The sequence below is a fragment of the Caulobacter sp. LjRoot300 genome (assembly GCF_964253875.1).
In the GTDB taxonomy this organism is placed as follows: domain Bacteria; phylum Pseudomonadota; class Alphaproteobacteria; order Caulobacterales; family Caulobacteraceae; genus Caulobacter.
The window spans coordinates 20,785-47,230 of record NZ_CAXUSA020000002.1 but is presented as its reverse complement, the minus strand read 5'-3'; the positions used below and the strand labels follow the sequence as shown (position 1 = coordinate 47,230).

30 protein-coding genes and 1 riboswitch are annotated in these 26,446 nt (G+C 68.6%); of the genes, 15 read left to right on the top strand and 15 right to left on the bottom strand.

Going from position 1 to position 26,446, the window contains the following annotated elements; genetic code table 11:
- Window positions 1-40 precede the first annotated feature (40 nt).
- Window positions 41-649, top strand: a complete 609-nt coding sequence (locus ACSQ2G_RS05605) for a TetR/AcrR family transcriptional regulator (RefSeq protein WP_436029032.1) — start codon at window positions 41-43, stop codon at window positions 647-649.
- Window positions 650-806: 157 nt separating this feature from the next.
- Here the strand turns inward: ACSQ2G_RS05605 and ACSQ2G_RS05600 are convergent, their stop codons facing one another.
- The 4 genes from ACSQ2G_RS05600 to ftrA all read right to left on the bottom strand — a co-directional run bounded on the left by ACSQ2G_RS05600 (window position 807) and on the right by ftrA (window position 4,863).
- The gene (locus ACSQ2G_RS05600; RefSeq protein ID WP_436029030.1) at window positions 807-1,985 is read right to left on the bottom strand and encodes a Gfo/Idh/MocA family protein; all 1,179 of its coding nucleotides are present in this window, start codon (window positions 1,983-1,985) and stop codon (window positions 807-809) included.
- Between the two features lie 13 nt (window positions 1,986-1,998).
- Window positions 1,999-2,937, bottom strand: coding sequence for a VOC family protein (locus ACSQ2G_RS05595; RefSeq protein ID WP_436029028.1), 939 nt, complete (start codon window positions 2,935-2,937; stop codon window positions 1,999-2,001).
- A 273-nt stretch (window positions 2,938-3,210) separates the two neighbouring features.
- The gene (locus ACSQ2G_RS05590; protein WP_436029027.1) at window positions 3,211-3,822 is read right to left on the bottom strand and encodes a hypothetical protein; all 612 of its coding nucleotides are present in this window, start codon (window positions 3,820-3,822) and stop codon (window positions 3,211-3,213) included.
- A gap of 30 nt (window positions 3,823-3,852) precedes the next feature.
- Window positions 3,853-4,863 carry a transcriptional regulator FtrA gene (ftrA, locus tag ACSQ2G_RS05585; RefSeq protein ID WP_436029025.1) on the bottom strand — a complete coding sequence of 337 codons (1,011 nt, stop codon included), beginning with the start codon at window positions 4,861-4,863 and terminating at the stop codon, window positions 3,853-3,855.
- Window positions 4,864-4,948: 85 nt separating this feature from the next.
- Here ftrA and ACSQ2G_RS05580 point away from each other — a divergent pair, with 85 nt between their 5' ends.
- The 3 genes from ACSQ2G_RS05580 to ACSQ2G_RS05570 all read left to right on the top strand — a co-directional run bounded on the left by ACSQ2G_RS05580 (window position 4,949) and on the right by ACSQ2G_RS05570 (window position 6,853).
- On the top strand, window positions 4,949-5,368 hold the full coding sequence (locus ACSQ2G_RS05580; RefSeq protein WP_436029023.1) for a rhodanese-like domain-containing protein: 420 nt from the start codon (window positions 4,949-4,951) through the stop codon (window positions 5,366-5,368).
- Between the two features lie 96 nt (window positions 5,369-5,464).
- Entirely contained in the window at window positions 5,465-5,773 is a 309-nt protein-coding gene (locus ACSQ2G_RS05575; protein WP_436029021.1) for an NIPSNAP family protein, read from the top strand.
- A gap of 165 nt (window positions 5,774-5,938) precedes the next feature.
- Window positions 5,939-6,853: a hypothetical protein gene (locus ACSQ2G_RS05570; RefSeq protein ID WP_436029019.1), complete on the top strand. Its 915-nt coding sequence runs from the start codon at window positions 5,939-5,941 to the stop codon at window positions 6,851-6,853.
- Between the two features lie 39 nt (window positions 6,854-6,892).
- Here ACSQ2G_RS05570 and rnhA read toward each other — a convergent pair whose 3' ends face one another.
- The 4 genes from rnhA to ispH all read right to left on the bottom strand — a co-directional run bounded on the left by rnhA (window position 6,893) and on the right by ispH (window position 10,165).
- Window positions 6,893-7,339 (bottom strand): ribonuclease HI, encoded by a 447-nt coding sequence (gene rnhA, locus ACSQ2G_RS05565; RefSeq protein WP_436029018.1) that lies wholly within the window; start codon window positions 7,337-7,339, stop codon window positions 6,893-6,895.
- Window positions 7,336-8,298 (bottom strand): homoserine kinase, encoded by a 963-nt coding sequence (gene thrB, locus ACSQ2G_RS05560; protein ID WP_436029016.1) that lies wholly within the window; start codon window positions 8,296-8,298, stop codon window positions 7,336-7,338. Before thrB ends, rnhA begins: the two co-directional genes overlap by 4 nt.
- A 208-nt stretch (window positions 8,299-8,506) precedes the next feature.
- Entirely contained in the window at window positions 8,507-8,986 is a 480-nt protein-coding gene (locus ACSQ2G_RS05555) for a hypothetical protein (protein ID WP_436029014.1), read from the bottom strand.
- A gap of 207 nt (window positions 8,987-9,193) precedes the next feature.
- A complete protein-coding gene (gene ispH, locus ACSQ2G_RS05550) occupies window positions 9,194-10,165 on the bottom strand; it encodes a 4-hydroxy-3-methylbut-2-enyl diphosphate reductase (RefSeq protein ID WP_436029012.1) in 972 nt (323 codons plus the stop codon).
- Between the two features lie 158 nt (window positions 10,166-10,323).
- On the opposite strand from ispH, the gene ACSQ2G_RS05545 reads away from it, so the two are divergent.
- A complete protein-coding gene (locus ACSQ2G_RS05545) occupies window positions 10,324-11,055 on the top strand; it encodes a Tat pathway signal sequence domain protein (protein WP_436029010.1) in 732 nt (243 codons plus the stop codon).
- Window positions 11,052-12,887: an arginine--tRNA ligase gene (locus tag ACSQ2G_RS05540; RefSeq protein WP_436029008.1), complete on the top strand. Its 1,836-nt coding sequence runs from the start codon at window positions 11,052-11,054 to the stop codon at window positions 12,885-12,887. The genes ACSQ2G_RS05545 and ACSQ2G_RS05540 overlap by 4 nt, the downstream gene beginning before the upstream one ends.
- 3 nt (window positions 12,888-12,890) lie before the next feature.
- Here the strand turns inward: ACSQ2G_RS05540 and ACSQ2G_RS05535 are convergent, their stop codons facing one another.
- Window positions 12,891-13,409 carry an RES family NAD+ phosphorylase gene (locus tag ACSQ2G_RS05535; RefSeq protein ID WP_436029006.1) on the bottom strand — a complete coding sequence of 173 codons (519 nt, stop codon included), beginning with the start codon at window positions 13,407-13,409 and terminating at the stop codon, window positions 12,891-12,893.
- A gap of 10 nt (window positions 13,410-13,419) precedes the next feature.
- A complete protein-coding gene (locus ACSQ2G_RS05530; RefSeq protein ID WP_436029004.1) occupies window positions 13,420-13,851 on the bottom strand; it encodes an antitoxin Xre/MbcA/ParS toxin-binding domain-containing protein in 432 nt (143 codons plus the stop codon).
- 150 nt (window positions 13,852-14,001) lie between these two features.
- Window positions 14,002-14,092: riboswitch (glycine riboswitch) on the top strand.
- Between the two features lie 138 nt (window positions 14,093-14,230).
- Here ACSQ2G_RS05530 and gcvT point away from each other — a divergent pair.
- The 6 genes from gcvT to ACSQ2G_RS05500 all read left to right on the top strand — a co-directional run bounded on the left by gcvT (window position 14,231) and on the right by ACSQ2G_RS05500 (window position 19,836).
- Window positions 14,231-15,358, top strand: a complete 1,128-nt coding sequence (gcvT, locus tag ACSQ2G_RS05525; RefSeq protein ID WP_436030516.1) for a glycine cleavage system aminomethyltransferase GcvT — start codon at window positions 14,231-14,233, stop codon at window positions 15,356-15,358.
- 24 nt (window positions 15,359-15,382) lie between these two features.
- Window positions 15,383-15,748 (top strand): glycine cleavage system protein GcvH, encoded by a 366-nt coding sequence (gene gcvH / locus ACSQ2G_RS05520; protein ID WP_436029002.1) that lies wholly within the window; start codon window positions 15,383-15,385, stop codon window positions 15,746-15,748.
- 141 nt (window positions 15,749-15,889) lie between these two features.
- Complete coding sequence (gcvPA, locus tag ACSQ2G_RS05515) at window positions 15,890-17,251, top strand: aminomethyl-transferring glycine dehydrogenase subunit GcvPA (protein ID WP_436029000.1); 1,362 nt, start codon at window positions 15,890-15,892, stop codon at window positions 17,249-17,251.
- Window positions 17,248-18,831, top strand: a complete 1,584-nt coding sequence (gene gcvPB, locus ACSQ2G_RS05510) for an aminomethyl-transferring glycine dehydrogenase subunit GcvPB (protein WP_436028998.1) — start codon at window positions 17,248-17,250, stop codon at window positions 18,829-18,831. Before gcvPA ends, gcvPB begins: the two co-directional genes overlap by 4 nt.
- A gap of 133 nt (window positions 18,832-18,964) precedes the next feature.
- Window positions 18,965-19,396, top strand: a complete 432-nt coding sequence (locus tag ACSQ2G_RS05505; RefSeq protein ID WP_436028996.1) for a hypothetical protein — start codon at window positions 18,965-18,967, stop codon at window positions 19,394-19,396.
- The gene (locus ACSQ2G_RS05500; protein ID WP_436028994.1) at window positions 19,393-19,836 is read left to right on the top strand and encodes a hypothetical protein; all 444 of its coding nucleotides are present in this window, start codon (window positions 19,393-19,395) and stop codon (window positions 19,834-19,836) included. Before ACSQ2G_RS05505 ends, ACSQ2G_RS05500 begins: the two co-directional genes overlap by 4 nt.
- A 229-nt stretch (window positions 19,837-20,065) precedes the next feature.
- Here the strand turns inward: ACSQ2G_RS05500 and ACSQ2G_RS05495 are convergent, their stop codons facing one another.
- The 5 genes from ACSQ2G_RS05495 to ACSQ2G_RS05475 all read right to left on the bottom strand — a co-directional run bounded on the left by ACSQ2G_RS05495 (window position 20,066) and on the right by ACSQ2G_RS05475 (window position 22,684).
- Complete coding sequence (locus tag ACSQ2G_RS05495; protein WP_436028993.1) at window positions 20,066-20,575, bottom strand: F0F1 ATP synthase subunit B; 510 nt, start codon at window positions 20,573-20,575, stop codon at window positions 20,066-20,068.
- Between the two features lie 12 nt (window positions 20,576-20,587).
- Window positions 20,588-21,124 carry a F0F1 ATP synthase subunit B family protein gene (locus tag ACSQ2G_RS05490; RefSeq protein ID WP_436028992.1) on the bottom strand — a complete coding sequence of 179 codons (537 nt, stop codon included), beginning with the start codon at window positions 21,122-21,124 and terminating at the stop codon, window positions 20,588-20,590.
- A gap of 105 nt (window positions 21,125-21,229) precedes the next feature.
- Window positions 21,230-21,457 carry a F0F1 ATP synthase subunit C gene (locus ACSQ2G_RS05485; RefSeq protein ID WP_018061086.1) on the bottom strand — a complete coding sequence of 76 codons (228 nt, stop codon included), beginning with the start codon at window positions 21,455-21,457 and terminating at the stop codon, window positions 21,230-21,232.
- Window positions 21,458-21,507: 50 nt separating this feature from the next.
- Complete coding sequence (locus tag ACSQ2G_RS05480; RefSeq protein ID WP_436030514.1) at window positions 21,508-22,278, bottom strand: F0F1 ATP synthase subunit A; 771 nt, start codon at window positions 22,276-22,278, stop codon at window positions 21,508-21,510.
- A 25-nt stretch (window positions 22,279-22,303) separates the two neighbouring features.
- Complete coding sequence (locus tag ACSQ2G_RS05475) at window positions 22,304-22,684, bottom strand: AtpZ/AtpI family protein (protein ID WP_057185642.1); 381 nt, start codon at window positions 22,682-22,684, stop codon at window positions 22,304-22,306.
- 366 nt (window positions 22,685-23,050) lie between these two features.
- Here ACSQ2G_RS05475 and ACSQ2G_RS05470 point away from each other — a divergent pair, with 366 nt between their 5' ends.
- The 3 genes from ACSQ2G_RS05470 to ACSQ2G_RS05460 all read left to right on the top strand — a co-directional run bounded on the left by ACSQ2G_RS05470 (window position 23,051) and on the right by ACSQ2G_RS05460 (window position 26,335).
- Window positions 23,051-25,033 (top strand): hypothetical protein, encoded by a 1,983-nt coding sequence (locus ACSQ2G_RS05470; RefSeq protein ID WP_436028989.1) that lies wholly within the window; start codon window positions 23,051-23,053, stop codon window positions 25,031-25,033.
- Window positions 25,034-25,135: 102 nt separating this feature from the next.
- Entirely contained in the window at window positions 25,136-25,465 is a 330-nt protein-coding gene (locus ACSQ2G_RS05465) for a DUF6481 family protein (protein WP_035076867.1), read from the top strand.
- A gap of 75 nt (window positions 25,466-25,540) precedes the next feature.
- A complete protein-coding gene (locus ACSQ2G_RS05460) occupies window positions 25,541-26,335 on the top strand; it encodes a TSUP family transporter (protein ID WP_436028987.1) in 795 nt (264 codons plus the stop codon).
- The last annotated feature ends 111 nt before the right edge of the window (window positions 26,336-26,446 follow it).

Here is a 26,446-nt window from a genome sequence, read left to right as displayed (position 1 = left end):
CATGTGCCTGTCCCCGTCCCTGAGCGCGGCGGAGGACGATTTGACGAGAGCTTCGGAACGACCAGGCGGCTTGCGCGAGGCCCAGCGCCAGCTGACGCGCGAGCGGCTGGTCGACGCCGCCGTCGTGCTGTTCGGCGCGCGCGGGTTCCGGGCCGTGACCATCGAGCAGATCGCGGCCGAGGCCGGCGCCAACCGCGCCACCTTCTACCTGCATTTCCGCAACAAGGAGGACGTGGCCAACGCCATCGGCGACCGGCTGGTCCCCCACATCCAGGCCATCTTCGCGGCGCTGGACGCCCTTCCGGACCCGACGGTCGAGGAGGTCCGCGCCTGGCTGGTCCAGGGCCTGGCCGAGCAGACCGAGGAGCGCCGCAACCTGCTGGCCGTGGCCACCGAGGCCAATGTCGCCGACCCGGACCTAGCCGACGACTATCTGCGCTTCATCGACCTGTTCATCGACGCCATGCCCAACTATCTGGCCCGGTTCTCCGACGCCGAGCGGCCGGCGGCGCGCACGCGGATGCTGATGCAGCTCGTGCAGCTGGAACGCCTGTCCTACCTGCTGGTCGTCCAGCGGGCGTCAGCGCCGCTGGAGCCGCTGCTCGACGCTTTGGCGGAGAGCTGGTGGCGGTTGCTGACGGGGAGGTAGGAGGTCAGCTCCTCCCCCTGTGGGGGAGGCGACCCGAAGGGTCGGTGGGGGGCTTTGTTGGATCGAGCCAGATCGAGACCGCCGGCCGACCAATCCCCCCTCCGTCGGCTGCGCCGACATCTCCCCCACAGGGGGAGGGGCTAGAAGGCCGGCGCCTTCACGCCTTCCCCGGCGGATCCACCGCCACCGCTGGATCGACTGCCCGCTTGTAGCCCCAGTCCGTCTTCACCGTCGCCCCGTCCTTGGCCGCGGACTCCAGGATCGCCTGCATCAGGCGCATGTCCTGCAGTCCCTCTTCGCCCGGCGAGACCATCGGCGCCTTGCCGCGCACCACGTCGGCCATCCAGTCCATCTCGCGGGCGAACTGGTCGCCGGGCGGGGCGGGGATCGGCGGCTGGGCCTGGCCGCCTTTCACCACGGTCAGGCGGTTGCCGCCGTAGAAGGCGGCCGGATCTGCGACCAGCCGGCCCTGCTCGCAGATCGCCTCGAAGGCCATGGTCGGGGCGTAGGCGAACGAGGTCGAGCCGTTGGCGATCACGCCCGACGGAAAGCGGAACTGCCAGTTGATCAGGTCCTGCGTTTCCTTGAATCGGGGATCGGCCGGGTCGGTCCAGGCCCAGGCCTGCACCGCGACCGGCTCCTCGTTCAGCAGGTAGCGGGCGGCGCTGATCCCATAGACGCCCATGTCGCCCAGGGCGCCGGCGCCCGACAGCTCGCCGTCCAGCCGCCAGGCGTCGGACGGATCCGACGGATCGGCCTGCCGCCCCATGGTGGTGTTGATCTGCCGCACGCGGCCCAGCGACCGGGCGCGCAGGCGGCGCATGACGTCCAGGTTCATCGGCTCGTAGTGGCAGCGATAGGCGATCATCAGGTGGCGGTTCGCGGCCTTGGCGGCGGCGATCATCGCCTCGGCGTCCTGGATGCGGGTCGCCATCGGCTTTTCGCACAGCACGTGCTTGCCGGCCTTCAGCGCCTTGATCGTGTGCTCGGCGTGCAGCGAATTGGGCAGCACGATGTAGACGACCTGGATGCGCGGATCCTTGGCCATGCGGTCATAGTCGTCATAGCCGTAGACCGCGTCCGCCGGCAGGCCGTTCTCGGCCGCGACGCGGCGGGCCTTGTCGGGATGGCCGCTGACCACGGCGGCCAGCCTGGCGCCCTTGGCGACCTTCAGGCCAGGGATCAGCTGGCCCAGGCTCAGCTTGCCCAGGCCGACGATGGCGAAGCCGATCTTGTCATTGTCGGCCATGGCGGCCCCCTGTGAGCTCGAGACCGTCGGCGCGAGGGCCGCCGTGGCGCCGGCGGCGCCGATCAGGCTGCGTCTGGAAATGGGCATGGGCTCGTCCCCTCTAGGGTTTCGGATCGGCGGCGGTGAAAGGCGAGCAGCAGGGCTTGCCGATGGCCTGGAACTCCATGATCTCGGCCCGCGTGCCGTCCGGGTCGTAGAGGTTCAGCTGCCACTTGGCGTCGCGGCCGATCTTGGGCGTCTCGGCCTGGCCGCGCAGGCGGTCGCCGTTCCACAGCAGGGTGTAGGCCAGGCGGGTGTCGGGCACGCCCAGCGAGAAATGGTCGAGCATGCCGGCCGTGGCCTGGCTCATGCCGGGCGGCGTCCCGCGGCCGTCGGGCGGGGCGACGATCATGTATTCCAGCCAGTCCGAGCCGTCCGGAACCTGCAGCGAGACCCAGGAGGCCGCCTCGTCGGTCATGCCGCCGAACCAGTAGGGCCGAAAACCCAGGACCTGGCGGTAGAAGGCGTCCTGTTTCGCGCGGTCGTGGACGATGAAGCCAACATGGATGATGCGGCTGGACAGCGGATTGACGGCGATGGCGGGCAGGGTCGCCGGCGGCTGGACGAACTGGATTCGCACGCCCTCGGGGTCGACGACGTCGAACCAGCGGCCGCCGTCCGCGCCGGTCTCGACCCGGCCGGGGACGGCCACACCCTTGGAGGCCAGGTAGAGGCGCAGGGCCTCGGCGTCGGCGGTGTTGAAGGCGGCGTGGTCCAGCCGGTCGACCGACAGCGCGTCGGGCGGCAAGGGCAGCACCTCGACGAACTGGGTGGGGCTGAAATAGTAGCGCGCGCCCTTGGGGTTCTCGGGATCGGATCCCTTCACCGCGCCCAGGCCGTGGACGTAGAAGGCCTCGCTCTTGGCCGGGTCGGCGGCGTGGACCGCCAGGTGCGACACCGAGACGATCGGCGGCCGCGCCGGCGCGGCCGCCTGGGCGACGCCGCAACTGGCCAGGATGGTCAAGGCGTAGGCCAGCGCCCGCATGCCGATCGCTCCCATGGTCCTTCGCTCTCGAGGGCGGACGAAGGTTTCCAAGCCGCAGGATAGCGCGGAGTGGTAGCGTTACCAGGATAATTTCAGCGACGTTCGTCGGGCTTGAACGCAAACAGCGCCCGTGCCGAGGGGGAGGGCACGGGCGCTGCGCTTCTAGGACGCTGGGGCCGGCCGGGGGGGAGAAGCCGGGTTGTCCGCGTCGAATAAGAGATTGGGATCCGAACCAGGCTTCGCAACGGCGCGACCAAGGTCATTTCGCGGCCGTTTCGTTTCAGGGCCTCAAACTTGTTGCGCCGCGGCTCCGGCCGGGGCGTGCGGCGCGACCATGATCATCGCCTTGAGCTTGGACGCCAGGGACGCGCGGTCGTCGACGCGTTCCAGCCGGATCGTGTTCTTGGCCATGCCCATCGACATCACCGCGCGGAAGGCCACGACGTCACCAGCAGCGGCGGTGAAGGCTTCCTCGACCGGCCGGTTCTGCGACGCGGCCAGGCCGCCGAAGCCGGCCGACAGCGTGTGCGCGCCGGGCGCGATCGACAGGGCCGTGAACCGCGGGCTCTTCAGCTGGGCGGCCGCGACGCCGTCGAGCACCAGGTTCAGGCCGACCGCCTTGCCGACGAAACCTTCGCGGAACACGATCAGCAGGGCCTGGCCAGGCTCGGCGCGAAAGGCCAGGGCGGCCTCCTTCTGGGCCGGGGTGGCGGCCTTGGAGCCCTTGGTCCCGACCAGGTTGGCCATCACGAAGGCGGTGATCACGCCGAAGATCATGCCGGGCAGCCAGGTCGAAAGGCTGGGCGGCTGGCCGCGCGCCGAGGCCGCCAAGCCCAGGACGAAGCTGATGGCCACGCTGACGACGGAGCCCGTGACGAGGGCGGGGACATACTTGGTCATGGGGTCCTGTCCGAAGCGGAAAGAGCAACCCTAGGGTGGATTCCGCGTCACTCCAAGATCGCGCTGATCCCCGAACCGCGCCCGGTAGCCCTGGGGCGTGGTGGCCAGCGTCTTGCGGAAGTGGTGGCGCAGGGCGGCCGCGCCGAAGCCGACGGCCTGGGCGATCTGCTCGACGCCGGCCGGCGTGGTCTCCAGCAGGTCGCGGGCCCGCGCCAGGCGTTCGGCCAGCAGCCAGCGGGCCGGGGTCGTGCCGGTGGCGGCTTCGAAGCGGCGCAGGAAGGTGCGCGGGCTCATGCCGGCCGCGTCGGCCAAGGTCTTGACCGTGTGCTCGCGGGCGAGGTCGGCGCGCAGGCGGTCGAGGATCGGCGACAGGCGCGAGGCTTCGTGCGCGGTCGGCACCGGACGCTGGATGAACTGGGCCTGGCCGCCGTCGCGGTGCGGCGGGATCACCAGCCGCCGGGCCACGGTGTTGGCCGCCTCGGGGCCGAAGTCGCGACGCACCAGGTGCAGGCCCAGGTCCAGCCCCGCGGCGCTGCCGGCCGAGGTCATGACGTCGCCCTCGTCGACATAGAGCACGTCGGGCAGCACCTCGATGTCGGGATGAAGCGCCCGCAGCGTGTCGACGTGACGCCAGTGGGTGGTGGCCCGCCGCCCGGCCAGCAGGCCCGCCGCCGCCAGCACGAAGACGCCCGAGCAGATCGACATCACCCGCGCGCCTTTGGCGTGGGCCGCCCGCAGCGCCTCGATCAGCGGCCGGGGCACGGGCCTGTCGGCGCCCCGCCAGCCGGGGGCGATGATCGTGCCCGCCTGCTCGACCAGCTCGAGCCCGCCGTCGGCGACCACCTGGACCCCGCCCAGGCCGCGCAGGGGCCCCGGCTCGACCGCCGCCGTGGCGAAGGCGTACCAGTCCGGGCCCATCTCGGGCCGGGGCAGGCCGAACAGCTCGACCGCCACCCCGAACTCGAAGGTGCACAGGCCGTCATAGGCCAGGGCGACCACCCTTCTGTTGGCTGGGCCGGGACGATCTAAAGGCTTTGGCATGATCTTTACGGCCTATGTCAATCGTGCCAGCTAACGCAACGCCGCCGCCTGGGGCAAGTCTTCGGCGCCAACAGAGGAGGCCGCCATGAGCTTTGTTTCCGCCATCCCCGCCGCGCCGTCGCCGGAAGCCGCCGCCCACTTCGCCCGCCGCCTGGCCCTGGAGACCGACTGCGCCGACGTCGCCGCGGCGATGAAGGCCGGCGAGAAGGACTTCGTCCTGCTGCACGTGGTCGGCTCGCGGCAGGCCTATGCCCGCCGGCACGTGCCGGGCGCGATCCACCTGCGCCACGCCGAGATCAGCGCCGAGCGGATGGCGGCGTGGCCGGCCGACACCCTGTTCGTGGTCTATTGCGCCGGCCCGCACTGCAACGGCGCGGACCGGGCGGCGCTGAAGCTGGCCACGCTGGGCCGGCCGGTGAAGCTGATGATCGGCGGCGTCACCGGCTGGGAGGACGAGGGCCTGCCGTTCGCGACGGGGGCGGAGCCGGGGGCGCTGGCGGCCTGATCCCGAGGCCGTCGTCCCTGGAATTTTCTTCGCCCCGGGGATGACGCCGCCGCCGCGGGCGCTACCTATGCCAGGTCGGCCAAATGGAGAGCCCGCGTGATCACCTGTTACCTGCGCTATGTCATCGACCCCTACAAGCTGGCCGAGTTCGAGGCCTATGCGAAGCTGTGGATCCCGCTGGTCAACCGGATGGGCGGGATTCATCACGGCTATTTCCTGCCCGGTGAAGGCGCCAACAACATCGCCGTGGCGCTGTTCAGCTTTCCCAGCCTGGCGGCCTACGAGGCCTATCGCGCCCGCATCCCCGGCGATCACGAATGCCAGGACGCCCTGGCCCTAGCCGATCGGACGCGCTGCATCGTCAGCTACGAGCGCAGCTTCATGCGTCCGGTCCTGGAGGGCTAGAGGCTGCTTATCGGGAGCGGATTAAGGTCATCTGGTCCTGACAGTCTTTGGGCCGAACGATGCACGAATGGCGTGTGCAGATACGTGTTGCATCTTCACTTCGGGTTCACCAGAAAGTCCCGGCCGCGTATCGCGCGTCCTTCTCCAGCGAGGCATCCTTTCCGCATGAAACGATCAAACCACCTCGTCGCGCTTGGCCTGCTGTGCGCGAGCACCTTGTGCGCGACGGTCGATGTCGCGGCCGAGGGCTACAATCCCTTCCCTCCCGCGGGCGTCTACGACGCCAGCGACAGCGCGTTCGAGCGCCTGTTGACGATCCGCAAGGACGGCGGTTTCACGCTGGAGGTGATGCAGAAAGGCCAATCTGGCAGCCTGCGCAGCGGCTCCGGCGAGGGCGTGCTGACGGATGCGCCTGGCGGCTGGCGCTACAGTGAAGGTCGTTGCAGCATGACGCTGCGGCGCGCCGCCGGCGGCATGCAGTTGCACGTCGACAGCTGCGCCAGCGACTGGGGCGATGTGCCCTTCGACGGCAAATACGCGCTCCAAGGCGCGGGTGGCGCGACGTCGCGCGGCGCCGCCGCCACGGCCGCCTTCCCGGCGCCCGACCCGCGGACGGCGTCGCCCGCGACCGCCGGGCCGCCGTCGCGCAGGCAGTTGAACGACAGCTGGTCCAGCATCGATGTCGGCGAGGTGGCCGGAAAGGCCGTGATCGTCATGGTCAAGCCGGTCGAGTCCGGAACCCCCGGCGAGGGTCTCGAGCACTTCTCGAAAGCCGCCTTCGTCATCGATACGACGAGCGACTATCGCGCGCTGTCTCCCGCGAACCTGGCCCGGCCGCCGATCGGGCTCGTCGAGATTCCGCTTCCCCCAACCCGTGGCGACCAGGGGCTGGAGTTCGAGGTCGAATGCAGCGACGGGAAGATCGAGGATGTCGTCGTGATCAATATCGCCAGCCAGGAACACGCGAAGCCGATGACGCGAAAGCGAGCAAGCGCCTGGAGGCTGAACGAGCGTCTGCAGGCGACGGAAATCAAGCCGGCAAGTCGAGTCAAATGTCCGGTGGCGCAACCGGGCTATTGATCGGCAGGTTGGCGCTGGCGCGACCCGTTGGGGGCCAACCTACCGCTCGCCCAGCGCCTTCAGCATGCCCAGCCGCGCCAGCTCGTCGGCGCGCTCGTTATGGACATGGCCGGCGTGGCCCTTGACCCAGCGCCAGTCGACCTCGTGCCGGGCCCGGGCGGCGTCCAGGCGCTGCCACAGGTCGACGTTCTTGACGGGGCTCTTGTCGGCGGTCTTCCAGCCCTTGGCCTTCCAGCCGTGGATCCACTGGGTGACGCCCTTCATCACGTACTGGCTGTCGGTGTGCAGCTCGGCCTTGGTCGGCTTGTTCAGGGCTTCCAGCGCCTGGATGGCGGCCATCAGCTCCATGCGGTTGTTGGTGGTCGCCAACTCGCCGCCCATGATTTCCTTCTTCTTGTCGCCGTACATCAGCAGGGCCCCCCAGCCGCCGGGGCCGGGATTCCCGCGGCAGGCGCCGTCGGTGTAGATCACCAGTTTCGGGGTCACGCGCCGGCTCCGAACAGGCTGAGGCCCTCGCGGTGCACGGCCAGCTTGCGCTCGTATTCCAGCGGGTCCTTCGGCTTGACCAGGGCCCCGGCCGGGGTCGCGCCCCAGTCAGCCAGGCGGGTCAGGAAGAAGCGCATGGCCGCGCCGCGCGCCAGGATCGGGATGGCGTCGCGCTCGGCCGGGCTCAGCGGCCGGCGGCGCTCGTAGCCGGCGACCAGGGCGCGGGCGGCGGTGATGTTGAAGCTGCCGTCGGCCTCGAAGCACCAGGCGTTCAGGGTCACGGCGATGTCGTAGGCGAAGGCGTCGTCGCAGGCGAAATAGAAGTCGATGGCGGCGGCGAACCTGCCGTCCGGCTTGAAGAAGACGTTGTCGGGGAAGTAGTCGGCGTGGATCACGCCGGTCGGCAGGCCGCGCGGCCACGACAGCGCCAGTTCGGCCAGGTCCTTGTCGATGGTGGCGGCCAGGCCGGGCTTGAGACCGTCGGCGGCCTTGCGATGCCTTGAGAACAGCGGCGCCCAGTGCGGCTGGCCCAGGTCGTTGGCGCGGCGGGCCGGATAGCCCTCGCCGGCTAGGTGCAGCCAGGCCAGGCCCTCGCCGGCCTCGCGGCAGTGGGCGACGGTGGGGCGGCGGGCCGACAGGCCGGGCAGGAACTCGACCAGGGCGGCGGGCTTGCCGCGAATGGTCTTCAGGGTCGCGCCGGCGCGGTCGGCGATCGGCTTGGCGCTGGGATAGCCGCGATCGGCCAGCCAGGTCAGCAGGTCGAGGAAATAGGGCAGGTCCTCGGGCTTGGCCCGCCGCTCGTAGACGGTGAGGATGAACCGGCCGCGCTCGGTCTCCAGCAGGAAGTTGGAGTTCTCCACCCCCTCGGCGATGCCCTTGAACGCCACGGCCTGTCCCAGGTCGTAGTCGGCGAGGAAGGCGGCGAGTTCGTCGTCGGTGATGTCGGTATAGACGGCCATGGCGCGGGGATGCGGGACGAGGCGCTGGCGGTCAAGAGCGGCGTCGGTTTTGTGCTAGAATGGCGTCGGAAGCAGACGCCCATGGTCGGTGAACCAGACGGCGATCAACGCCTTATGCCAACCCCATTTCTTGGCTGTTGAAGTTCTCAGCAGGTCGCCATCAGGCCGTACCGGCCTGACGCTCAAGCGCAGGTGCTTGCCGAATTGATCACGGCTTCCAGCTGCAACTTTCGCCCAACTGTTTCGTCGCGATGTCCATACCGTTGAGCTTGAACACGGCAGTAACCGGGTTTTCGTTGTAGGGCGTCGTTTGGAGCACTAGCCGGTCGGCCTTTCCCATCTTCTGGATCAGCGCAACGGGCGAGCCGGGAGCGAAAGTGGCGTTGCTGTCAGTAGAGATGCCCCACCGCTGGGTGGTCGCTTCCGCCGTGCCGACGCGCACGATTACCTGCTTCCAGTCATTGTAGACGTCGTGGCTATCGTCACCCAGATAGTCGTTCCAGTTGACGTAGAGTTCGGTCTTGTTCGACTGGCAACGGATCGTCAGCGTTATCGGCTCTCCGCCAGACGCAGCGCCTTCTTCCGCGATGTGATCTTCCCCCGAGAAAGTGGACGGGGTTAAGCCGCTCTGCGTTCCATCTCGGCGCCCTGCCGAGAAATCCTCATAGTGCGTTGGTAACAAGCGCACGCCCGAGAAACCCCTCAATCGTTTGCGATTGCATACCCACGCTAAGATGGGTCATCCGACCACGCTACGTGGCGCACCAAGGTCCGACTAGGATCCGTGAGCGGATCTAGGTGTCGGCTCGCTAAACGGACGCCGGCTCTAGATCGCGACGCACAGTTGATGTCGGCTCGGGAGCGAGCACGTCCGGGGATTGCAGTTGATCGCGCCTCAGGCCGTCAGCAGCCGCGGCAGCTTGAACGTCACCGTCTCGCGCGCCTCGACCAGTTCGTCCACGGTCACGTCGTAGCGGGTGGCGATGGCGTCGATCACGCCCTGGACCAGGTCTTCCGGCGCGGAGGCGCCGGCTGTGAGGCCGACCGTGGTCACGCCCTCGAACCACGACCAGTCGATGCCGCGCGCGTCGTCGATCAGGTGGGCGTCCTTGGCGCCGGCCCGACGGCCAACCTCCATCAGCCGCACCGAGTTGGACGAGTTCTTCGAGCCGACCACCAGCACCAGTTCCGAGGCCTCGGCCAGCATCTTCACCGCCTCCTGGCGGTTGGTGGTGGCGTAGCAGATGTCTTCCTTGTGCGGGGCGGCGATGCCGGGGAAGCGCTGCTTGAGCAGGTCGACCATCTCGGCGGTGTCGTCGACCGACAGGGTGGTCTGGGTCAGGAAGGCCACGTTGGCGGGGTTCTTGGGGATCCAGGCGCGGGCGTCGTCGATGTCCTCGATCAGAGTCACAGTGCCGGCGGGCAACTGGCCCATGGTGCCGACGACCTCGGGGTGGCCGGCATGGCCGATCAGCACGATCTCGCGGCCGGCGTCATAGTGCTTCTGGGCCTCGACATGGACCTTGGACACCAGCGGGCAGGTGGCGTCGAGATAGACCATCTCGCGCGACTTGGCCTCGGCCGGCACCGACTTGGGCACGCCGTGCGCCGAGAACACCACGGGACGGTCGGTCGGGGCCTCGTGCAGCTCTTCGATGAACACCGCGCCCAGCGCCTTCAGGCGGTCGACGACATGGCGGTTGTGGACGATCTCGTGGCGCACATAGACCGGCGCGCCGAACTTCTCGATCGTCCGCTCGACGATCTGGATCGCCCGGTCGACCCCGGCGCAGAAGCCTCGCGGGCTGGCCAGGACCACGCGGAGCTCGCGGCGGCCGGGGGCGGGGATGGGCGAATGGGCGTTCATGGGCCGAACCTAAGGGTTCCGGGCCGTCCGCGCCAGCATCCGACCGCGACTCGCCGAAATCTGCTGCGCATTGCGACGTCACGCATATGCCTTTATCAGGCTCCATGACGCTGGCGGGGAATCCCGCTCAAGCTTTGCAATCTCGAACCGGACGTTTCATGCGCCGCAATCTTTCCCTCGCCCTCAGCGCCCTGATGGCCCTCTCGATCGCCGCCACGGCGGCGACCGCTCACGCCCAGATGGGTGGCCGCGGCGGCCAAGGGCAGGGCCAGGGCGGCGGCGACGACGACCAGGCCTCCAAGAAGAAGAAGCGCGACGACGAGTGGAACCAGCCCAAGGCGCCGCTGGCCCAGCTGCGCAACGCCGGCCCGTGCCCCTATGTGAAGGTGCTGTACGACGCCAGCCGCTATGTCGAGTTCAAGGACGGCAAGGAGTCCGCCGCCCAGACCGCCTATACCGGCGAGATCCAGGGCCTGTCCTCGGGCTGCGCCTACAAGAGCAACGACCCGATCAAGATGCAGGTCCAGATGCTGTTCGAGCTGGGCCGTGGTCCGCAGGCGACCGGCAATCAGAAGACCTATCGCTATTGGGTCGCGGTGACCGAGCGCAACAAGGACGTCCTGGCCAAGGAATATTTCGACCTGCCGGTGACCTTCCGCGACGGCCAGGACCGCGTCTACGCCACCGAGACCCTGAAGACCATCACCATTCCGCGCGCCGACGAAAAGGTCAGCGGCGGCAATTTCGAGGTCCTGATCGGGTTCGACGTGACCCCCGAGATGGCCGCCTTCAACCGTGACGGCAAGCGTTTCCGCGTCAACGCCGGCCAGACGCAGCAAGCCCAATCCGGGAAGAACTCGGCCCAACCTGGAAACGTCGCCAAGCCATGAGTGATTTGAAGCGGTCCCTGAGCGAGGCGGCCGCGGCCGCCTTCCAGGCCGCCGGACTGCCTCCCGACTTCGGGCGCGTCACCGCGTCCGACCGGCCCGACCTGGCCGACTTCCAATGCAACGGGGCCCTGGCTGCCGCCAAGAGCGCCAAGCGCAATCCGCGCGAGATCGCCGTGCAGGTCGTCGACGTCCTGAAGGCCGACCCGCGCCTGGCGTCCGTCGAGATCGCCGGCGCCGGCTTCATCAATCTGCGCTTCAGCGATGACGCCCTGTCGGTCCGCGCCAACGAAATCGCCGCCGACCCGCGCGCCGGGGCCGAGCCTCTGGCCGCGCCGCGCCGGGTGCTGGTCGACTATGCCGGTCCCAATGTCGCCAAGCCGATGCACGTGGGCCACCTGCGCGCCTCGATCATCGGCGAGTCGATCAAGCGCCTATACCGCTTCCGCGGCGACGAGGTGCTGGGCGACGCCCACTTCGGCGACTGGGGCTTCCAGATGGGCCTGCTGATCGTGTCGGTCGGCGACGAACGCGGTCTGTTCGAGAACAGCTGGATCTCCGAGGCGACGGGCGAGTTCGGCGGCGATGACGCGAGCGGTCAAGTCCATCTGAAGCTGCTCGACCTGGGTCTTGAGGATCTGGACCGCGCCTATCCGATCGCCGCCGCCCAGGCCAAGACAGACGACGTGTTCCGTGACCGCGCCCGCCGAGCCACGGCCCTGCTGCAGGGCGGCGCGCGCGCTTATCGCGCCATCTGGACCCGCTTCGTCGAGGTCAGCCGCGTCGCCCTCGAACGCGAATTCAAGGCGCTGGGCGTGGAGTTCGACCTCTGGAAAGGCGAAAGCGACGCCAACGACCTGATCCCGGGCATGATCGCCGAGCTGGAGGCCAAGGGGCTGCTGGTCGACGACCAGGGCGCCCGGATCGTCCGCGTGGCCCGCCCCGGCGAGACCAAGAAGAAGAAGCTGCCCGACGGCTCGGTGGTCGAGGTCGAGAGCCCCGACCCGCTGCTGGTCGTCTCGTCGGAAGGCTCGGCCATGTACGGCACGACCGACCTGGCCACGATCCTGGACCGCCGCCGGTCGTTCGACCCGCACCTGGTCCTCTACTGCGTGGACCAACGCCAGGCCGACCACTTCGAGCAGGTGTTCCGCGCCTCGTACCTGGCCGGCTACGCCGAGCCGGGCGGGCTGGAGCATATCGGTTTCGGCACCATGAACGGGGCCGACGGCAAGCCGTTCAAGACCCGGGCCGGCGGCGTGCTGAAGCTGCACGACCTGATCGAAATGGCCCGCGAGAAGGCCCGCGAGCGCCTGCGCGAGGCCGGCCTGGGCGCCGAGTTGTCGGACGAGGCTTTCGAGGACATCGCCCACAAGGTGGGGATCGCGGCCCTGAAGTTCGCCGACCTGCAGAACTTCCGCGGCACCTCCTACGTCTTCGACCTGGACCGCTTCACCAGCTTCGAGGGCAAGACCGGGCCGTACCTGCTGTACCAGTCGGTGCGCATCAAGAGCATCCTGCGCAAGGCGGCCGAGCAGGACCTCGCCTCCGGCCCGATCGTGGTCGGCGAGCCGGCCGAGCGCGACCTGACCCTGCTGCTGGACGCCTTCGAGGGCGCTTTGGGCGAGGCCTATGACAAGAAGGCCCCCAACTTCATCGCCGAGCACGCCTACAAGCTGGCCCAGACCTTCTCGAAGTTCTATGCCGCCTGCCCGATCCTGAGCGCCGAAGAGCCGCCTGTCCGGGCCTCGCGCCTGGCCCTGGCGCAGACGACGCTGAAGCAGCTGGAGCTGGCGCTCGACCTGCTGGGCATCGAAGCGCCGGAGCGGATGTAGGGCCTACCGCCAGGACAGCTGGTTCTTGGGCAATCGGCCGGACGGATCGTGGACCGTCACCTGGTGCGGCGGCGCCGGACCCCAGCGCCAGAGCACCAGATTGCGGTCGTCGAGCGTCGCGCCAGGCGCGAAGCTGGGCACGATCGCGCCAGCCTGGCCGTCGGCGATCAGCTGGCGCGCCAGGGTCCAGGTCGGCGGCCTTTGACCGTCACGGACCATCAGCATCCAGCCGCAGACCAGGTCGGGAGCGGCGACGGACAGGCGTTCAAGCGTCGCCGCGTCGCACAGATCGACGATGTCAGCGCAATCGACGGCGTAGCTGCACAACACCAGCGGTTCGATCTTGAAGGCCAGACCCTGGCTCGCCTCCTTGATCGCCGCCATCGGCGTCAGGCCCAGATAGAGGGCCGGGACGCCTTTCGGGTTGAAGCGTCCGCCATGGATCGCCGCGCCGTCGCCGGACAGGGGCTTGAAGGACCACTTGGGATCATGGGCCCGATAGGCCTGGGTCTTGAGGTGCAAGTCGCTCGCCTCAGGCGAAGCCGCCGAGGGCCAGGTGATCCAGATAGTCCCGCACGAGCCCGGCCTTGCCGGACTTGACCAGGGCCTCGGCCGTACGGCCGTCGAGGGCGGCTATGGGCTGGGCGCGGTACCAGGCGAGCGCCTGGCCGCGTCCGCCGGCCCAGGTTTCCAGCCGGCTGAGGATTTCCAGCATCTCGGTCATCCGCGCCTGGGTCTTGGGGGCGTCGCGGCGGGCCGATTTCTGCAAGGTGTCGCTGGCCAGGCCGGCCGTCTCGGCCAACTGGCTCTTGGTCAGGTTGAAGCCAGTGGTGATCCGGTCGAGATCCAGCCGGCCGTCGGCGGCCATGAAATCGACCACGGTGGGCGAAGCTCCCGCCGAGGCGACCGCCGCCTTTGCCGGATGAGCGGCGGGAGGTTTCCGGCGGCTGGCTTGGCTCGGCATGAAATGCCCTTTCCAATGTCCAAATATACGGACAAAATATAGGGCATATGCTGAGCGGCGGCAATCCGTCGGGGTGGATGATCGACCAAACCCCGCGCGCCGCCAAATCCTTCCCCGTTGACTCCGCCCGCCCCCTCGCCCAAACACGCCTCGACCCTCGCGGGAGACATCGGGATTCTGTCCCGAGGCCGAAGGCGCAACCGCCCCGGAAACGCTCAGGCAAAAGGACCGCGCGGGTTTAGGAACGCTGGAAAGAGGCAGTTCGCGAGAGCTGCCCGCCGAAGGAGCAAGGCCCTGTTCACGGGCCGAAATCTCTCAGGTCAAAGGGACAGCGGGGGCGAGACCACCTGGCGAAAGCCGGGCGGCGTCGCCGACCCCGATTGGAGCCCAAAGCGTGTCCGACCAAGATCTCAAGAAGACCCCGCTGTACGACGCGCACGTCGCCGCCGGCGCACGCATGGTTCCGTTCGCGGGCTACCACATGCCGGTGCAGTACAAGGACGGGGTGCTGAAGGAGCACCTGTGGACCCGCGAGCACGCGGGCCTGTTCGACGTCTCGCACATGGGCCAGGCCCGGCTGCGCGGCGCCAATCCCGCCAAGAGCTTCGAGAAACTGGTCTCGGCCGACTACCAGGGGCTCAAGCCGGGCAAGCAGCGCTACGCCGTGCTGCTGAACGACCAGGGCGGGGTGATCGACGACCTGATGACCGCCCGTCCCGACGACGACGGCCTGTTCATCGTCGTCAACGGCGCCTGCAAGGACAACGACTACGCCATCATCGCCAAGGCGCTGGAGGGAGAGGCCACGGTGGAGCGCCTGGAAGACCGCGCCCTGCTGGCCCTGCAAGGCCCCGAGGCCGCCGCCGTCTTGGCCGCCCACGTGCCGGAAGCCGCCGGCATGGTGTTCATGGACACCGCCGCCGTCTCCGCCTTCGGGACCGACGCCATCATCTCGCGCTCGGGCTACACCGGCGAGGACGGCTACGAGATCTCGGTGCCGGCCAGCCAGGCCGAGCGCATCTGGAACACCCTGCTGACCGACGAGCGGGTCAAGGCCATCGGCCTGGGCGCGCGCGACAGCCTGCGCCTGGAGGCCGGCCTGCCACTCTACGGCCACGACATGGACGAGACGGTCTCGCCGATCGAGGCCGGCATGCCGTTCGCCGTCGGCAAGAGCCGCCGCGAGGCCGCCGACTTCCCGGGCGCCGACCGGATCCTCAAGGAACTGGCCGGCGATCTCAAGCGCGTGCGGGTGAACCTCAAGGTGCTGGAAGGCGCCCCGGCCCGCGAGGGCGCGGAGATCGCCGACGAGACCGGCGCCGTGGTCGGCGTGGTCACCAGCGGCGGCTTCGGGCCCAGTTTCGGCGGCGCCATCGCCATCGGCTTCGTGCCGCCCGCCCTGGCGGTGGTCGGCTCGAAGCTGAAAGTCATCGTCCGCGGCAAGCCGCAGGCGGCCGAGGTCGTGACCTCGCCGTTCGTCCCGACCCGCTACGTGCGCAAGATCTAGCTCCAGACACAAAGGGCCCAGACCATGAAGTTCACCAAGGACCACGAGTGGGTCGAAGTCGCCGGCGACATCGCCACCGTCGGCATCACCGCCTACGCCGCCGAACAGCTGGGCGACGTGGTGTTCGTCGAGACCCCGGACGTCGGCAAGACCGTGAAGCAGGGCGAAGCCCTGGCGGTGGTCGAGAGCGTCAAGGCCGCCTCCGACGTCTACGCCCCGGTGTCGGGCGAGGTGGTCGAGGCCAACGCCGAGCTGGGCGACAGCCCCGAGACCGTCAACGCCCTGCCGGAAACCGGCGGCTGGTTCGCCAAGATCAAACTGAGCAATCCGGCCGAGCTCGACGCCCTGATGGACCGCGACGCGTACGAAGCGTTCCTCTCGACCCTTTAGCCCTGCCACGAACCTCGTCCTTCGAGGCCCGCTGCGCGGGCGCCTCAGGATGAGGTTCGAATGCGATCTCAGTAGTCCTCATCCTGAGGCGCCGCGAAGCGGCCTCGAAGGACGAGGGCGGTCCAAGAAAGCCACCGCCTCATGCGCTACCTCCCCCTCACACCCCAGGATCGCGCCGACATGCTCGGCGTCATCGGCGCGGAGTCGATCGACGACCTGTTCGTCGACGTGCCCGCCGTCGCCCGCCGCACGGGCGTGGTCGACCTGCCGCTCCACGCCGGCGAGCTGGAGGTCGAGCGCGAGATGCTGGCCTTGTCGCGTCGTAACCGCGCGGCCTCGGAAGGTCCGTTCTTCGTGGGGGCGGGGGCCTATCGCCACCATGTGCCGGCCAGCGTCGACCACATCATCCAGCGCTCGGAATTCCTGACCAGCTACACGCCCTACCAGCCCGAGATCGCCCAGGGCACGCTGCAGGTGCTGTTCGAGTTCCAGACCCAGGTCGCGGCCCTGACCGGCATGGAGGTGGCCAACGCCTCGCTCTATGACGGCTCCACCGCCACGGCCGAGGCTGTGATGATGGCCACGCGGGTCACGCGCCGCAGCAAGGCGGTGCTGTCGGGCGGCGTGCACCCGCACTATGTCGGCACGGTCGAGACCCTGGCCCACGCGGCCGGCGTCGCCACCGAGCGCCTGGCGCCGGCCGTCGACGCCGAGGACGCGGTGATCGCCGCCATCGACGCCAACACCGCCTGCGTGGTGGTCCAGACCCCCAACGTGTTCGGCACGGCCACCGACGTGACCAAGATCGCCGCCGCCGCCCAGGCCGCCGGGGCCCTGCTGATCGTGGTCACCACCGAGGCGGTGTCGTACGGCCTGCTGAAGTCGCCCGGCGAGATGGGCGCCGACATCGTCGTGGCCGAGGGCCAGTCGATCGGCAACGGCCTGAACTTCGGCGGTCCCTATGTCGGCCTGTTCGCCTGCAAGGAAAAATACGTCCGCCAGGCCCCGGGCCGGCTGTGCGGCGAGACCGTCGACGCCGACGGCCGCCGCGGCTTCGTCCTGACCCTGTCGACCCGCGAGCAGCACATCCGCCGCGACAAGGCCACGTCGAACATCTGCACCAACAGTGGCCTGTGCGCCCTGGCCTTCAGCATCCACATGAGCCTGCTGGGCGAGAAGGGCCTGCGCCGGCTGGCCCTGGTCAACCACCAGAAGGCGGTGAAGCTGCGCGACGCCCTGGCCGCCGTGCCCGGGGTCGAGGTCCTGACGCCGCGCTTCTTCAACGAGTTCGCGATCCGGGTCCCGGCCAACGCCGCCGAACTGGTCGAGACCCTGGCCGCCAACGGCGTCATCGCCGGCGTGCCGTTCTCGCGCCTCGACCCGGCCGCGGGCCTCGACGACGTCCTGCTGGTCGCCGCCACCGAGACCACGCCCGACGCCGACATCACCATCTTCTCCAAGGCCCTGACCAAGGTGCTGGCCCCCAAGGGTTCGAACCAATGAGCATGAACACCGTCGGACGGCCGACCCGTCCCGAAGCCGACCTCAACGACTACGTCCATCCGACCCTGACCGGCGCCCGCGGCCTGCTGCAGGACGAGGCGCTGATCTTCGAACTGAACGCCTGGGACAAGACCGGCGTCGACCTGCCCGACGCTCCTCCGGCCGACGACCTGGGCGATCTGGTCCGCAAGGATCCGATCGGCCTGCCGGGCCTGTCGGAGCCCGAAGCCGTGCGCCATTACGTGCGCCTGAGCCAGAAGAACCACGCCATCGACCTGGCGCTCTATCCGCTGGGCTCGTGCACGATGAAGCACAACCCGCGCCTCAACGAGAAGATGGCCCGCCTGCCGGGCTTCTCCGACATCCACCCGCTGCAGCCGCAGTCGACGGTGCAGGGCGCGATCGAGCTGATGGACCGCCTGGCCCATTGGCTGAAGACCCTGACCGGCATGCCGGCTGTCGCCCTGAGCCCCAAGGCCGGGGCTCATGGCGAGCTGTGCGGCCTGCTGGCGATCCGTGCAGCCCATGAAGCTAACGGACAGGGCCACCGCAAGACCGTGCTGGCCCCGACCAGCGCTCACGGCACCAACCCGGCCACGGCGGCTTTCTGCGGCTACACGGTCGTCGAGATCGCCCAGACCGACGATGGCCGGGTCGACCTGGCCGACCTGGAGTCCAAGTTGGGCGACCACGTGGCCGCGATCATGGTCACCAACCCCAACACCTGCGGCCTGTTCGAGCGTGACGTGGTCGAGATCGCCCGCCTGACCCACGCGGCGGGGGCGTATTTCTACTGCGACGGCGCCAACTTCAACGCCATCGTCGGCCGGGTGCGCCCGGGCGACCTGGGCGTCGACGCCATGCACATCAACCTGCACAAGACCTTCTCCACCCCGCACGGCGGCGGCGGTCCGGGCGCGGGTCCCGTCGTGCTGTCGGCGGCCCTGGCCCCGTTCGCCCCGACCCCCTGGGTGGTCAGCCACGAGTTCGGCTTCAAGCTGGTCGAGGAGGCCAAGGGCCCCGCTGCCCAGGCCTTCGGCCGGATGAGCGCCTTCCACGGCCAGATGGGCATGTTCGTGCGCGCCTACGCCTACATGCTCAGCCACGGCGCCGACGGGCTGCGCCAGGTGGCCGAGGACGCCGTCCTCAACGCCAACTACATCAAGGCCCGCCTCGGCGACCTGATGAGCCCGGCCTTCCCGAACGGGCCGTGCATGCACGAGGCGCTGTTCGACGACGCCTGGCTGGAAGGCACCGGGGTGACCACGCTCGACTTCGCCAAGGCGATGATCGACGAGGGCTTCCACCCGATGACCATGTACTTCCCGCTGGTGGTCCACGGCGCGATGCTGATCGAGCCTACCGAGACGGAATCCAAGCAGGAACTGGACCGCTTCATCTACGCGCTTCGCGCGTTGGCTGGAGCCGTCGCCAAGATCAAGAATGGGGGTGGCGACGTCGACCGCTTCAAGGGCGCGCCCTACCATGCGCCGCTGAAGCGGCTGGACGAGACCCAGGCCGCGCGTAAACCGCGTTTGAGGTGGAAACCTGTGGCCGCCGCGCCACTGGCGGCGGAATAGGCGCCACAGTCGCACGAAAGCGGAACGGGGCGCCTTTACGGAAGGGCGCCCCGTTCTCATATCGGATCCAGTGAGCCGAGAAGGCCGGCCGTCGCCGGGATCGAACGGACCACGGAACCCGTTTCGTCCCGCCATGAACCTCGCCCTCGCCATGCCGCCCGTGCGTTTCTCCGCCGCCGACGAACTCGCCCGCGAGCTTCTCGGGCGGATTTCGCGCATCGTGCTGGTGACCCTGGGCCTGATCCTGATCCTGGCCGGGTTCCTGATCGCGCCGCTGCCCGGCCCGCTGGGCGTGCCGCTGACGGTGGTCGGCCTGATGCTGGTGCTGCGCAACTCGTTCCGGGCCCGCAAGCAGTTCGTCCGCTTCCAGCACGCCCACCCCAAGCTGCTGTTCCCGCTGCGCCGTCTGCTGCGCCGCGAGCCGGAAGTGTTTCCGGTGGCCTGGCAGCAGGTCCTGCGCATGGAGCGGCTGGTCGTGCCGCGCCGCTGGCGCGTGGCCAAGCGCTGGCGCCAGTCGCTCAAGCGCCGGCCTCTCCAGCGCCAAGCTTCCAAGCAGGGCGCGTGAACTCGGCGGCCGAAACGCTCGCCAGGCTGCCTTCGAGGCTCTATCGCCGCCGTCGCCGCCTGGCCCTCGTCCTGCGTGAAACCGCGGGGCGCGTCGCCCGCTGGGCGGCGCTGGCCTTTGGCGTCTTGGTGCTGCTGGCCGGGATCGTCCTGACGCCGTTGCCGGGCCACCTGGGCCTGCCCCTGCTGGTCGTCGGCCTGATGATCGTGCTGCGCAACTCGTTCCAGGCCAAGCGGCGCTTCCTGCGCTGGCAGCGCCGCCACCCCAAGCTGATCTTCCCGATCCGCCGGCTGATGCGCCGCGAGCCGGAGATCATGCTGGTCGCCTGGCAACAGCTGCTGCGGTCCGAGAAGGTGTTCCTGCGCAAGCCCAAGTGGCGTGTGCTGAAGCGCGGACGGAAGTATCTGCGGCGGCGGTGGTTGAAGAAGCAGCCGGTTTAGGGCCAACGCTCCCTAGATCCTCCGCCTGTGGGGGAGGTGTCGGCGAAGCCGACGGAGGGGGGAGTGATCGACAGGCGCCCTGATCCGCGATCTTCGACCCCAAAACTCCCCCCACCGATCGCTGCGCGATCGCCTCCCCCACAGGGGGAGGATCTGGAAGGTGACTCGAAACAAAAAGGGCGCGCCCCGCGAGGAGCGCGCCCTTGATGTTTTCGCCGATCCGAAACCGCTATTGCAGCTTCGAGCCGACCTGGCCGATCGCCGCGTCGACGAGGCTGTCCGAGGCGCCGGTCGCCAGGCGAGCGACCAGGATCTGCTCGGCGGCCTGGGCGGCGAGGTCGACAGCGGCCGACTTGACGTCGGCGGCGGCCTGGGCCTCGGCCTGGGCGATCTTGCGTTCGGCCATTTCGGCGCGGCGCGTGATCTGCTCCTCGAGCCGGGCCTTGGCTTCCGACGCGATCAGGGCGGCGTCGGCCTTGGCGGCTTCGAGCATGCCGGCGGCCTGACGCTCGGCTTCTTCCCGCTGGGCCTTCACGTCGGCGAGCAGGGCCTGGGCCTCTTCCCGCAGTTGCTGGGCTTCGTCGAGTTCGGCCTTGATCTTGGCCGCGTGGGCGTCGAGCGCGCCGAACAGCGCGCCCGGCAGGACCTTGAGCACGACCAGCAGGCCGATGAACAGGGCCAGGCCGACCAGGACCCACAGCTCGGGATTGGCGAGATCGAAGAGGGTTTCGTGTTCCATCGTCGTCTCTCCCTAGGCCATCGAGGCCTTGAGCTCGGCGGCCGAAGCCGCCTTGCCCGTCAGCTTCTCGACGATGGCGCCGGCCGTTTCCGAGGCCACCGCGCGGACGTGGCCCATGGCCTCGTCACGGGCGACCTGGATGCGGGCTTCGGCGGCGGCGAGCTTTTCAGCCAGCACGGCCTCTTCCTTCGCCTGACGCTCGGCGGCCTCGGCCGAAGCCTTGGCCTTGGCGTCCGCCGCGGTCTTCTGGGCCTTGGCGCGCGCCTCGGCCACCTCGGCCGCGGCCGCGCGGGCCTGGGCCTCGGCTTCGTCCTTCAGACGACGGGCGTCGGCGATGTCGCCGGCGATCTTGGCGCCGCGTTCCTCGATCGCGCCGCTGACCCGAGGCAGGAGCGCCTTGGACAGCACCACGTAGAGGACGGCGAAGATGAGCAGCAGCCAGACGATCTGGCCGCCCCAGTGCTGGAACTGCAGCTGGGGAAGCCCGCCGCTTTCCTGCCCGTGGGGGGGCTCGGTCGACTCGACCGTGCCGTGATGTTCCGTCGCCATGGGCGAAGAAGCCTCTTTAGGTTGGAGCATTTCCCGACATGGAAAACGCCCGAAGAACGAGTCCGGGGCGGCGTCGGTCCGGAAGACCGGCCGCGCCCCAGGGTTTTACTTCGAGAACAGGATCAGGAAGGCGATGACCAGGGCGAAGATGCCCAGGGCTTCGGTCAGGGCCATGCCCAGGAACAGCATCGGACGCTCTTGAGCGGCCGCGGTCGGGTTGCGCAGGGCGCCTTGGAAGTAGTTGCCGAACATGATGCCCAGGCCGATGCCCGCGCCGATCATGCCGAGCATAGCCAGGCCGGCGCCGATGAACTTAGCGGCGGAAGCGTCCATGATTGAGACTCCTTGGGAAGTGGTGTGTTGGTTGAAAGACTAAAGGTTGATCAGTGGCTGTCGAGGTGCACGACGTCGTTCAGATAGACGCAGGTGAGCACCGCGAACACGAAGGCCTGAAGGAAGGCCACCATGAACTCTAGGGCCGTCAGGGCGACGACGGAGGTCAGCGACAGCAGGCCCACCAGCCAGTAGGCCGGAGCCATGGCCAGCAGGATGGCCACGAAGGTCGCGAAGATCTTCAGCACCACGTGGCCGCCCAGCATGTTGCCGAACAGACGAAGCGCCAGGGTGATCGGGCGGATCAGGAACGAGATGATCTCGATCGGCACCAGGATGATGTAGAGCGGCCACGGCACGCCCGACGGGGCGAACAGCTTGAAGAACTTGAAGCCGTTCTTGGCCACGCCGACGGCGATCACCGTCAGGATGACCATCATGCCCAGGGTCAGGGTCACGGCCAGCTGCGAGGTGGAGGTGAAGCCCAGGAAGTTGCCGGTCCAGCCGAACAGCATGCCCTGCAGGTTGGCGAACAGCACGAAGGCGAACAGGGTGAACACGAAGGGCAGGTACTTCTTGCCGTCGTGGCCGATGATCGAGCTCGTCAGGCCGTCGGCGATTCCATAGAGCATCTCGCCCACGGTCTGCAGGCGGCCCGGAACCACGGCGCCCTTGCCGGCGAAGGCGTAGAAGGTGACGATCAGGAACGCCGACAGCAGCATGGCGGCGATCGAGTTGGTGATCGACAGGTCGATCGCGCCCAGGCCCGGGACAGTAAAGGACGGCAGCTCCACGATCTTCTGGATCATGAACTGGTGCATCGGGTCGATCGGCGTGGCCAAGGCCCTAGTCTCTCTTCTGCTTGGGGGCGGTAGACCCGCCTCCCGTGTCTCCGTCGGTTACGTCCTTGGCGGACTTGGCCGACGCCTGCGCGCTCAGTTTCGTCGCCTTGCGGACGACGATGTAGATCGAGGATCCCATGCCGATCAGCAGACCGCCGACCATGCCCCAGGGCCCCGTGCCGGCGTAGCGGTCGAGCAGCCAGCCGAAGCCGAGCCCCACCAGAACGCCCCCGATCAGGTCCGCCAGAAGACGATAGCCGTCCTGGGACGATTTCTCGTGCTCGGCGCGTCCCGGCGCTTCCGCCGCCTTCCGCGCCTCGAAAGCGGCGATCCGAGCGTCGAGGCTTTGCGGGGCCTTGTCGTTCGGTTCGTCGGCCTTGGGCATGGGAAGCGGTCAGGTCCGATAACGCCCGCGGCCGCCCCAAAAGAGGCGGTTTTCCGGCCGGCTTGATCGCGGCGGAACCTATAGGGCGCGCTGCGGTGCGTCAAGGTTGGCGGGTATCCCGTCAAGTGGCCGTTTTATAATGGTTTTTGGAGATTTTAGAACCGGGCGCCGGAATCATCGCGCCCTTACGTGATCGGGGACGGTTCGAGGCGGGCGGTTCCGTCGCGGAACGGGGGCGTCGTCGCCCGTGGTTTGGACGCGGTCCACAGATTTCCCTCGCCTCGCCCGTCGCGCCAACCCTATGGTACCGCAACCATGACCGGACGCCTCAATGCGCCGGCGGGCTCATTGAGGGAAGAACCAGTCATGATCCGCGTCCCCCGCAGTCTGCTCGGCGCCGCGGCGCTGTGCGCGCTCCTCGCGCCCGCCGCGCTGTCGTCGAGCGCCCAGGCCGCGCCCGCCGCCAAGCCGCAGCCCCTGCCGGCCTACAAGAACTTCCGGGCCGCCATCTATATCGCCGTCAACAACGCCAAGGAGCTGGCCGACAAGGCCACCTTCGACCGCGAGTTCGAGCGCGCCAGCCGCCAGTTGCACTTCGACAAGGTCTATCTGGAGGTCTATCGCGACAAGAACTTCGCCACCGACGAGCAGATCGAGCGGGTCAAGGGCTGGTTCGAGGAACGCGGCGTCACCGTGGCCGGCGGGATCACCTTGGCGGCGGGCGGCGAGGGCGGCCAGTTCGGCACCTTCGACTACGAAAAGCCCGCCGACCGGGCCGAGTGCGAGAAGGCCGTGCGCCTGGCGGCCAAGCACTTCGACGAAGTGATCCTCGACGACTTCTTCTTCTACACCTCCAAGAGCCCGGCCGACATCGCCGCCAAGGGCGACCGCGGCTGGAGCCAGTACCGGCTGGAGACCATGCGCAAGGTCAGCCAGGACCTGGTGCTGGGCCCGGCCAAGGCGGTCAATCCCAAGGTGCGGATGATCATCAAGTACCCCAATTGGTACGAGCACTTCCAGGGCACGGGCTACGACCTGGAGAAGCAGTCGCAGATGTTCGACGGCATCTATACCGGCACCGAGACCCGCGATCCGGTGGTCACCGACCAGCTGTTGCAGCAGTACGAGAGCTATTCGATCGTCCGCTACTACGACAACATTCGCCCCAAAGGCTCCAACGGCGGCAAGGGCAACGGCGGCGGTTGGGTCGACACCTTCTCGACCCTCTATGTCGACCGCTACGCCGAGCAGCTGTGGGACACCCTGCTGGCCAAGGCGCCGGAGATCACCCTGTTCAACTGGCGGCCGATGAACGAGGCCAAGGCCGTCGAGCCGGGCGCGCGTCCTTGGAAGGGCAAGGCCACCAGCTTCGACTGGAAGGCGATGGTCGCCAGCTACAGGCCGTCGGGCCAGGCGGGCGATCCCGGTCCCGGCTGGGGCCGCGCGGCGGGCTGGTCGCTGGAGAAGATCGACAAGGACCTGGGCCTGCTGGGCAATCCGATCGGCATCGCCAGCTACAAGCCCTACCAGTCGTCGGGCGAGGACTTCCTGCACAACTATCTGGGCAATATCGGCATCCCGATCGAGCTGTCGCCCAACTTCCCCAACGGCGCCGACGTCGCCCTGCTGACCCAGGCGGCGGCCAAGGACCCGAAGATCGTCGAGGAGATCAAGGGCAACCTGCTGGCCGGCAAGACGGTGTTCATCACCTCGGGCCTGCTGGGCGCGCTGCAGGGCAAGGGGATCGAGGACATTCTCGAGGTGCGCGACACCGGCCGCAAGGTGGCCCTGCACGACTTCCTCAACGGCTACGGCGCGGGCAACGGCGAGAGCCTGAACGACCAGGGGCGCGACAACCCGCCGGTGCTGTTCCCGGAGCTGGCCTTCTACACCAACGACAGCTGGGGGATCATCCGCGGCGTGGCCAACGCCAAGGGCTTCCCGATCCTGCTGATGAACCGCTACGGCGGCGGGGTGCTCTACGTGATCACCATGCCCGAAAACCCGGGCGACCTCTACAACCTGCCCCAGGGGGTGACGACCGAGATCAAGCGCTACCTGCAGCGCGACTTTCCGGTGCGGCTGGACGCGCCCGATAGGGTCAGCCTGTTCGCCTACGACAACGGGACCTTCGTGGTGCAGTCGTTCCGCGACGACGACACGGACGTGAACCTGTCGCTGCTGGGGGCGGGGGTGAAGCTGCGCGACATGGCCACCGGCAAGCTGGTCCAGGCCAAGGCGCCCGATGGCAAGGCCGACGCCTGGCGTCGCCAGGGCGTGCCGGCCCGCACCGAGTTCGCCGCCGCGGTCGCGCCGCACAGCTACACGGTCTACCGAATCGAGAAGTGACGCTCGAGATCCCCGGCGCGAATGGTCGCGCCGGGGATCATCAATTGCTTTTTCCGGCGTTTTGGGGTCTTAGGAGCGCACTTTCCACCAACCAGAAGATTCATGTCGCACCTGAAGAACACCGGCTTCGCCGATCGCATCACCGCCGCCGCCGAAGCCAAGAAGGCCATGCTGGCCAAGATGAAGGTGAAGCCCACCGTTCAGGACCCCAATTTCGAGCAGCGCCACGCCGAGCGCGAAGCCGAGCTGGAACGGGTCCGCGCCGAGCGCGCCGCGATCAAGGAAGCCGCCCGCCAGGAAATCCTGGCCCGCGAAGAGGCCGCCCTCGCCGAGAAGCGCGCCGAGCGCAAGGAGCGCAAGGCCCTGACCGCCGCCGAGCAGAAGGCCGCCCGCGACGCCAAGTACGCCGCCCGCAAGGCGCGCCAGAAGTAATCCACGACGAACACCTGCTCGCTCTGTCGCGTGGTCCCGGCCCGTCTTGAGGGCGGACCATGCGAGGGCTGAGAGATGCACGTCGATTTCGCCCTGCTGGCCACGATGTTCGCCGTGGCGGCCGTCGCGGGCGCGTTCGACGCCATCGCCGGCGGCGGCGGGCTGCTGACCGTGCCGGCCCTGCTGCTGACCGGCATGAACCCCGTCGCGGCCCTGGGCACCAACAAGCTGCAGGGCGCGGTCAGCGCGCTGTCCTCCACCACCGCCTTCGCCCGGCGCGGCCTGATCGACTGGAAGACCGCCCTGCCGGTCGCCGGCGCGGCGGCCGTCGCCGGCCTGTGCGGCGCCCTCTGCGCCAGCCTGCTGTCGCCGCGCGTGCTGGCGGCGCTGGTGCCGGTGCTGCTGATCGTCATCGCCCTCTATTTCGGTTTCTCGAAGGGGCTGAAGGGCGAGGACGTCCATCCGCGCCTGACCCTGCCGGTCTTCGCCTTTTGCGTGACGCCGCTGATCGGCTTCTACGACGGGATCTTCGGACCGGGGGCGGGCGCCTTCTACATGGTGGCCATCGTCACCCTGCTGGGCTACGGCGCGCTGAAGGCCACAGCCCACACAAAACTGGCCAACGCCGCCTCGAACCTAGGCAGCCTGTCGCTGTTCATCCTGAAGGGCGCGGTGATCTGGCCGATCGGCCTGGCCATGGCGGCGGGGGCGTTCCTGGGCGCCCAGGTCGGCTCGCGGCTGGCCATGCGGTTCGGAGCCCGGCTGATCCGGCCGCTGCTGGTGGTGATGTCCTGCGCGATGGCGGTGAAACTGCTGAGCGACCCGGCCAACCCGTTGCGGCATGCGGTGGTCGGGCTTTTCACCCACTAAGCCCCTCCCCCTGTGGGGGAGGTGATCGCGAAGCGATCGGTGGGGGGAGTTTTAGGATCGTCGATCGTAGATCTGGCGGCCTGCCAATCACTCCCCCCTCCGTCGGCTTCG

Coding starts and splice junctions, on each gene's coding strand:
- ACSQ2G_RS05600 (WP_436029030.1), bottom strand. CDS start 1,985: ATGCCCATTTCCAGACGCAGCCTGATCGGCGCCGCCGGCGCCACGGCG.
- ACSQ2G_RS05595 (WP_436029028.1), bottom strand. CDS start 2,937: ATGGGAGCGATCGGCATGCGGGCGCTGGCCTACGCCTTGACCATCCTG.
- ACSQ2G_RS05590 (WP_436029027.1), bottom strand. CDS start 3,822: ATGACCAAGTATGTCCCCGCCCTCGTCACGGGCTCCGTCGTCAGCGTG.
- ftrA (WP_436029025.1), bottom strand. CDS start 4,863: ATGCCAAAGCCTTTAGATCGTCCCGGCCCAGCCAACAGAAGGGTGGTC.
- ACSQ2G_RS05580 (WP_436029023.1), top strand. CDS start 4,949: ATGAGCTTTGTTTCCGCCATCCCCGCCGCGCCGTCGCCGGAAGCCGCC.
- ACSQ2G_RS05570 (WP_436029019.1), top strand. CDS start 5,939: ATGAAACGATCAAACCACCTCGTCGCGCTTGGCCTGCTGTGCGCGAGC.
- thrB (WP_436029016.1), bottom strand. CDS start 8,298: ATGGCCGTCTATACCGACATCACCGACGACGAACTCGCCGCCTTCCTC.
- ispH (WP_436029012.1), bottom strand. CDS start 10,165: ATGAACGCCCATTCGCCCATCCCCGCCCCCGGCCGCCGCGAGCTCCGC.
- ACSQ2G_RS05545 (WP_436029010.1), top strand. CDS start 10,324: ATGCGCCGCAATCTTTCCCTCGCCCTCAGCGCCCTGATGGCCCTCTCG.
- ACSQ2G_RS05540 (WP_436029008.1), top strand. CDS start 11,052: ATGAGTGATTTGAAGCGGTCCCTGAGCGAGGCGGCCGCGGCCGCCTTC.
- ACSQ2G_RS05530 (WP_436029004.1), bottom strand. CDS start 13,851: ATGCCGAGCCAAGCCAGCCGCCGGAAACCTCCCGCCGCTCATCCGGCA.
- gcvH (WP_436029002.1), top strand. CDS start 15,383: ATGAAGTTCACCAAGGACCACGAGTGGGTCGAAGTCGCCGGCGACATC.
- gcvPA (WP_436029000.1), top strand. CDS start 15,890: ATGCGCTACCTCCCCCTCACACCCCAGGATCGCGCCGACATGCTCGGC.
- gcvPB (WP_436028998.1), top strand. CDS start 17,248: ATGAGCATGAACACCGTCGGACGGCCGACCCGTCCCGAAGCCGACCTC.
- ACSQ2G_RS05505 (WP_436028996.1), top strand. CDS start 18,965: ATGAACCTCGCCCTCGCCATGCCGCCCGTGCGTTTCTCCGCCGCCGAC.
- ACSQ2G_RS05495 (WP_436028993.1), bottom strand. CDS start 20,575: ATGGAACACGAAACCCTCTTCGATCTCGCCAATCCCGAGCTGTGGGTC.
- ACSQ2G_RS05490 (WP_436028992.1), bottom strand. CDS start 21,124: ATGGCGACGGAACATCACGGCACGGTCGAGTCGACCGAGCCCCCCCAC.
- ACSQ2G_RS05485 (WP_018061086.1), bottom strand. CDS start 21,457: ATGGACGCTTCCGCCGCTAAGTTCATCGGCGCCGGCCTGGCTATGCTC.
- ACSQ2G_RS05480 (WP_436030514.1), bottom strand. CDS start 22,278: ATGCACCAGTTCATGATCCAGAAGATCGTGGAGCTGCCGTCCTTTACT.
- ACSQ2G_RS05475 (WP_057185642.1), bottom strand. CDS start 22,684: ATGCCCAAGGCCGACGAACCGAACGACAAGGCCCCGCAAAGCCTCGAC.
- ACSQ2G_RS05470 (WP_436028989.1), top strand. CDS start 23,051: ATGATCCGCGTCCCCCGCAGTCTGCTCGGCGCCGCGGCGCTGTGCGCG.
- ACSQ2G_RS05465 (WP_035076867.1), top strand. CDS start 25,136: ATGTCGCACCTGAAGAACACCGGCTTCGCCGATCGCATCACCGCCGCC.
- ACSQ2G_RS05460 (WP_436028987.1), top strand. CDS start 25,541: ATGCACGTCGATTTCGCCCTGCTGGCCACGATGTTCGCCGTGGCGGCC.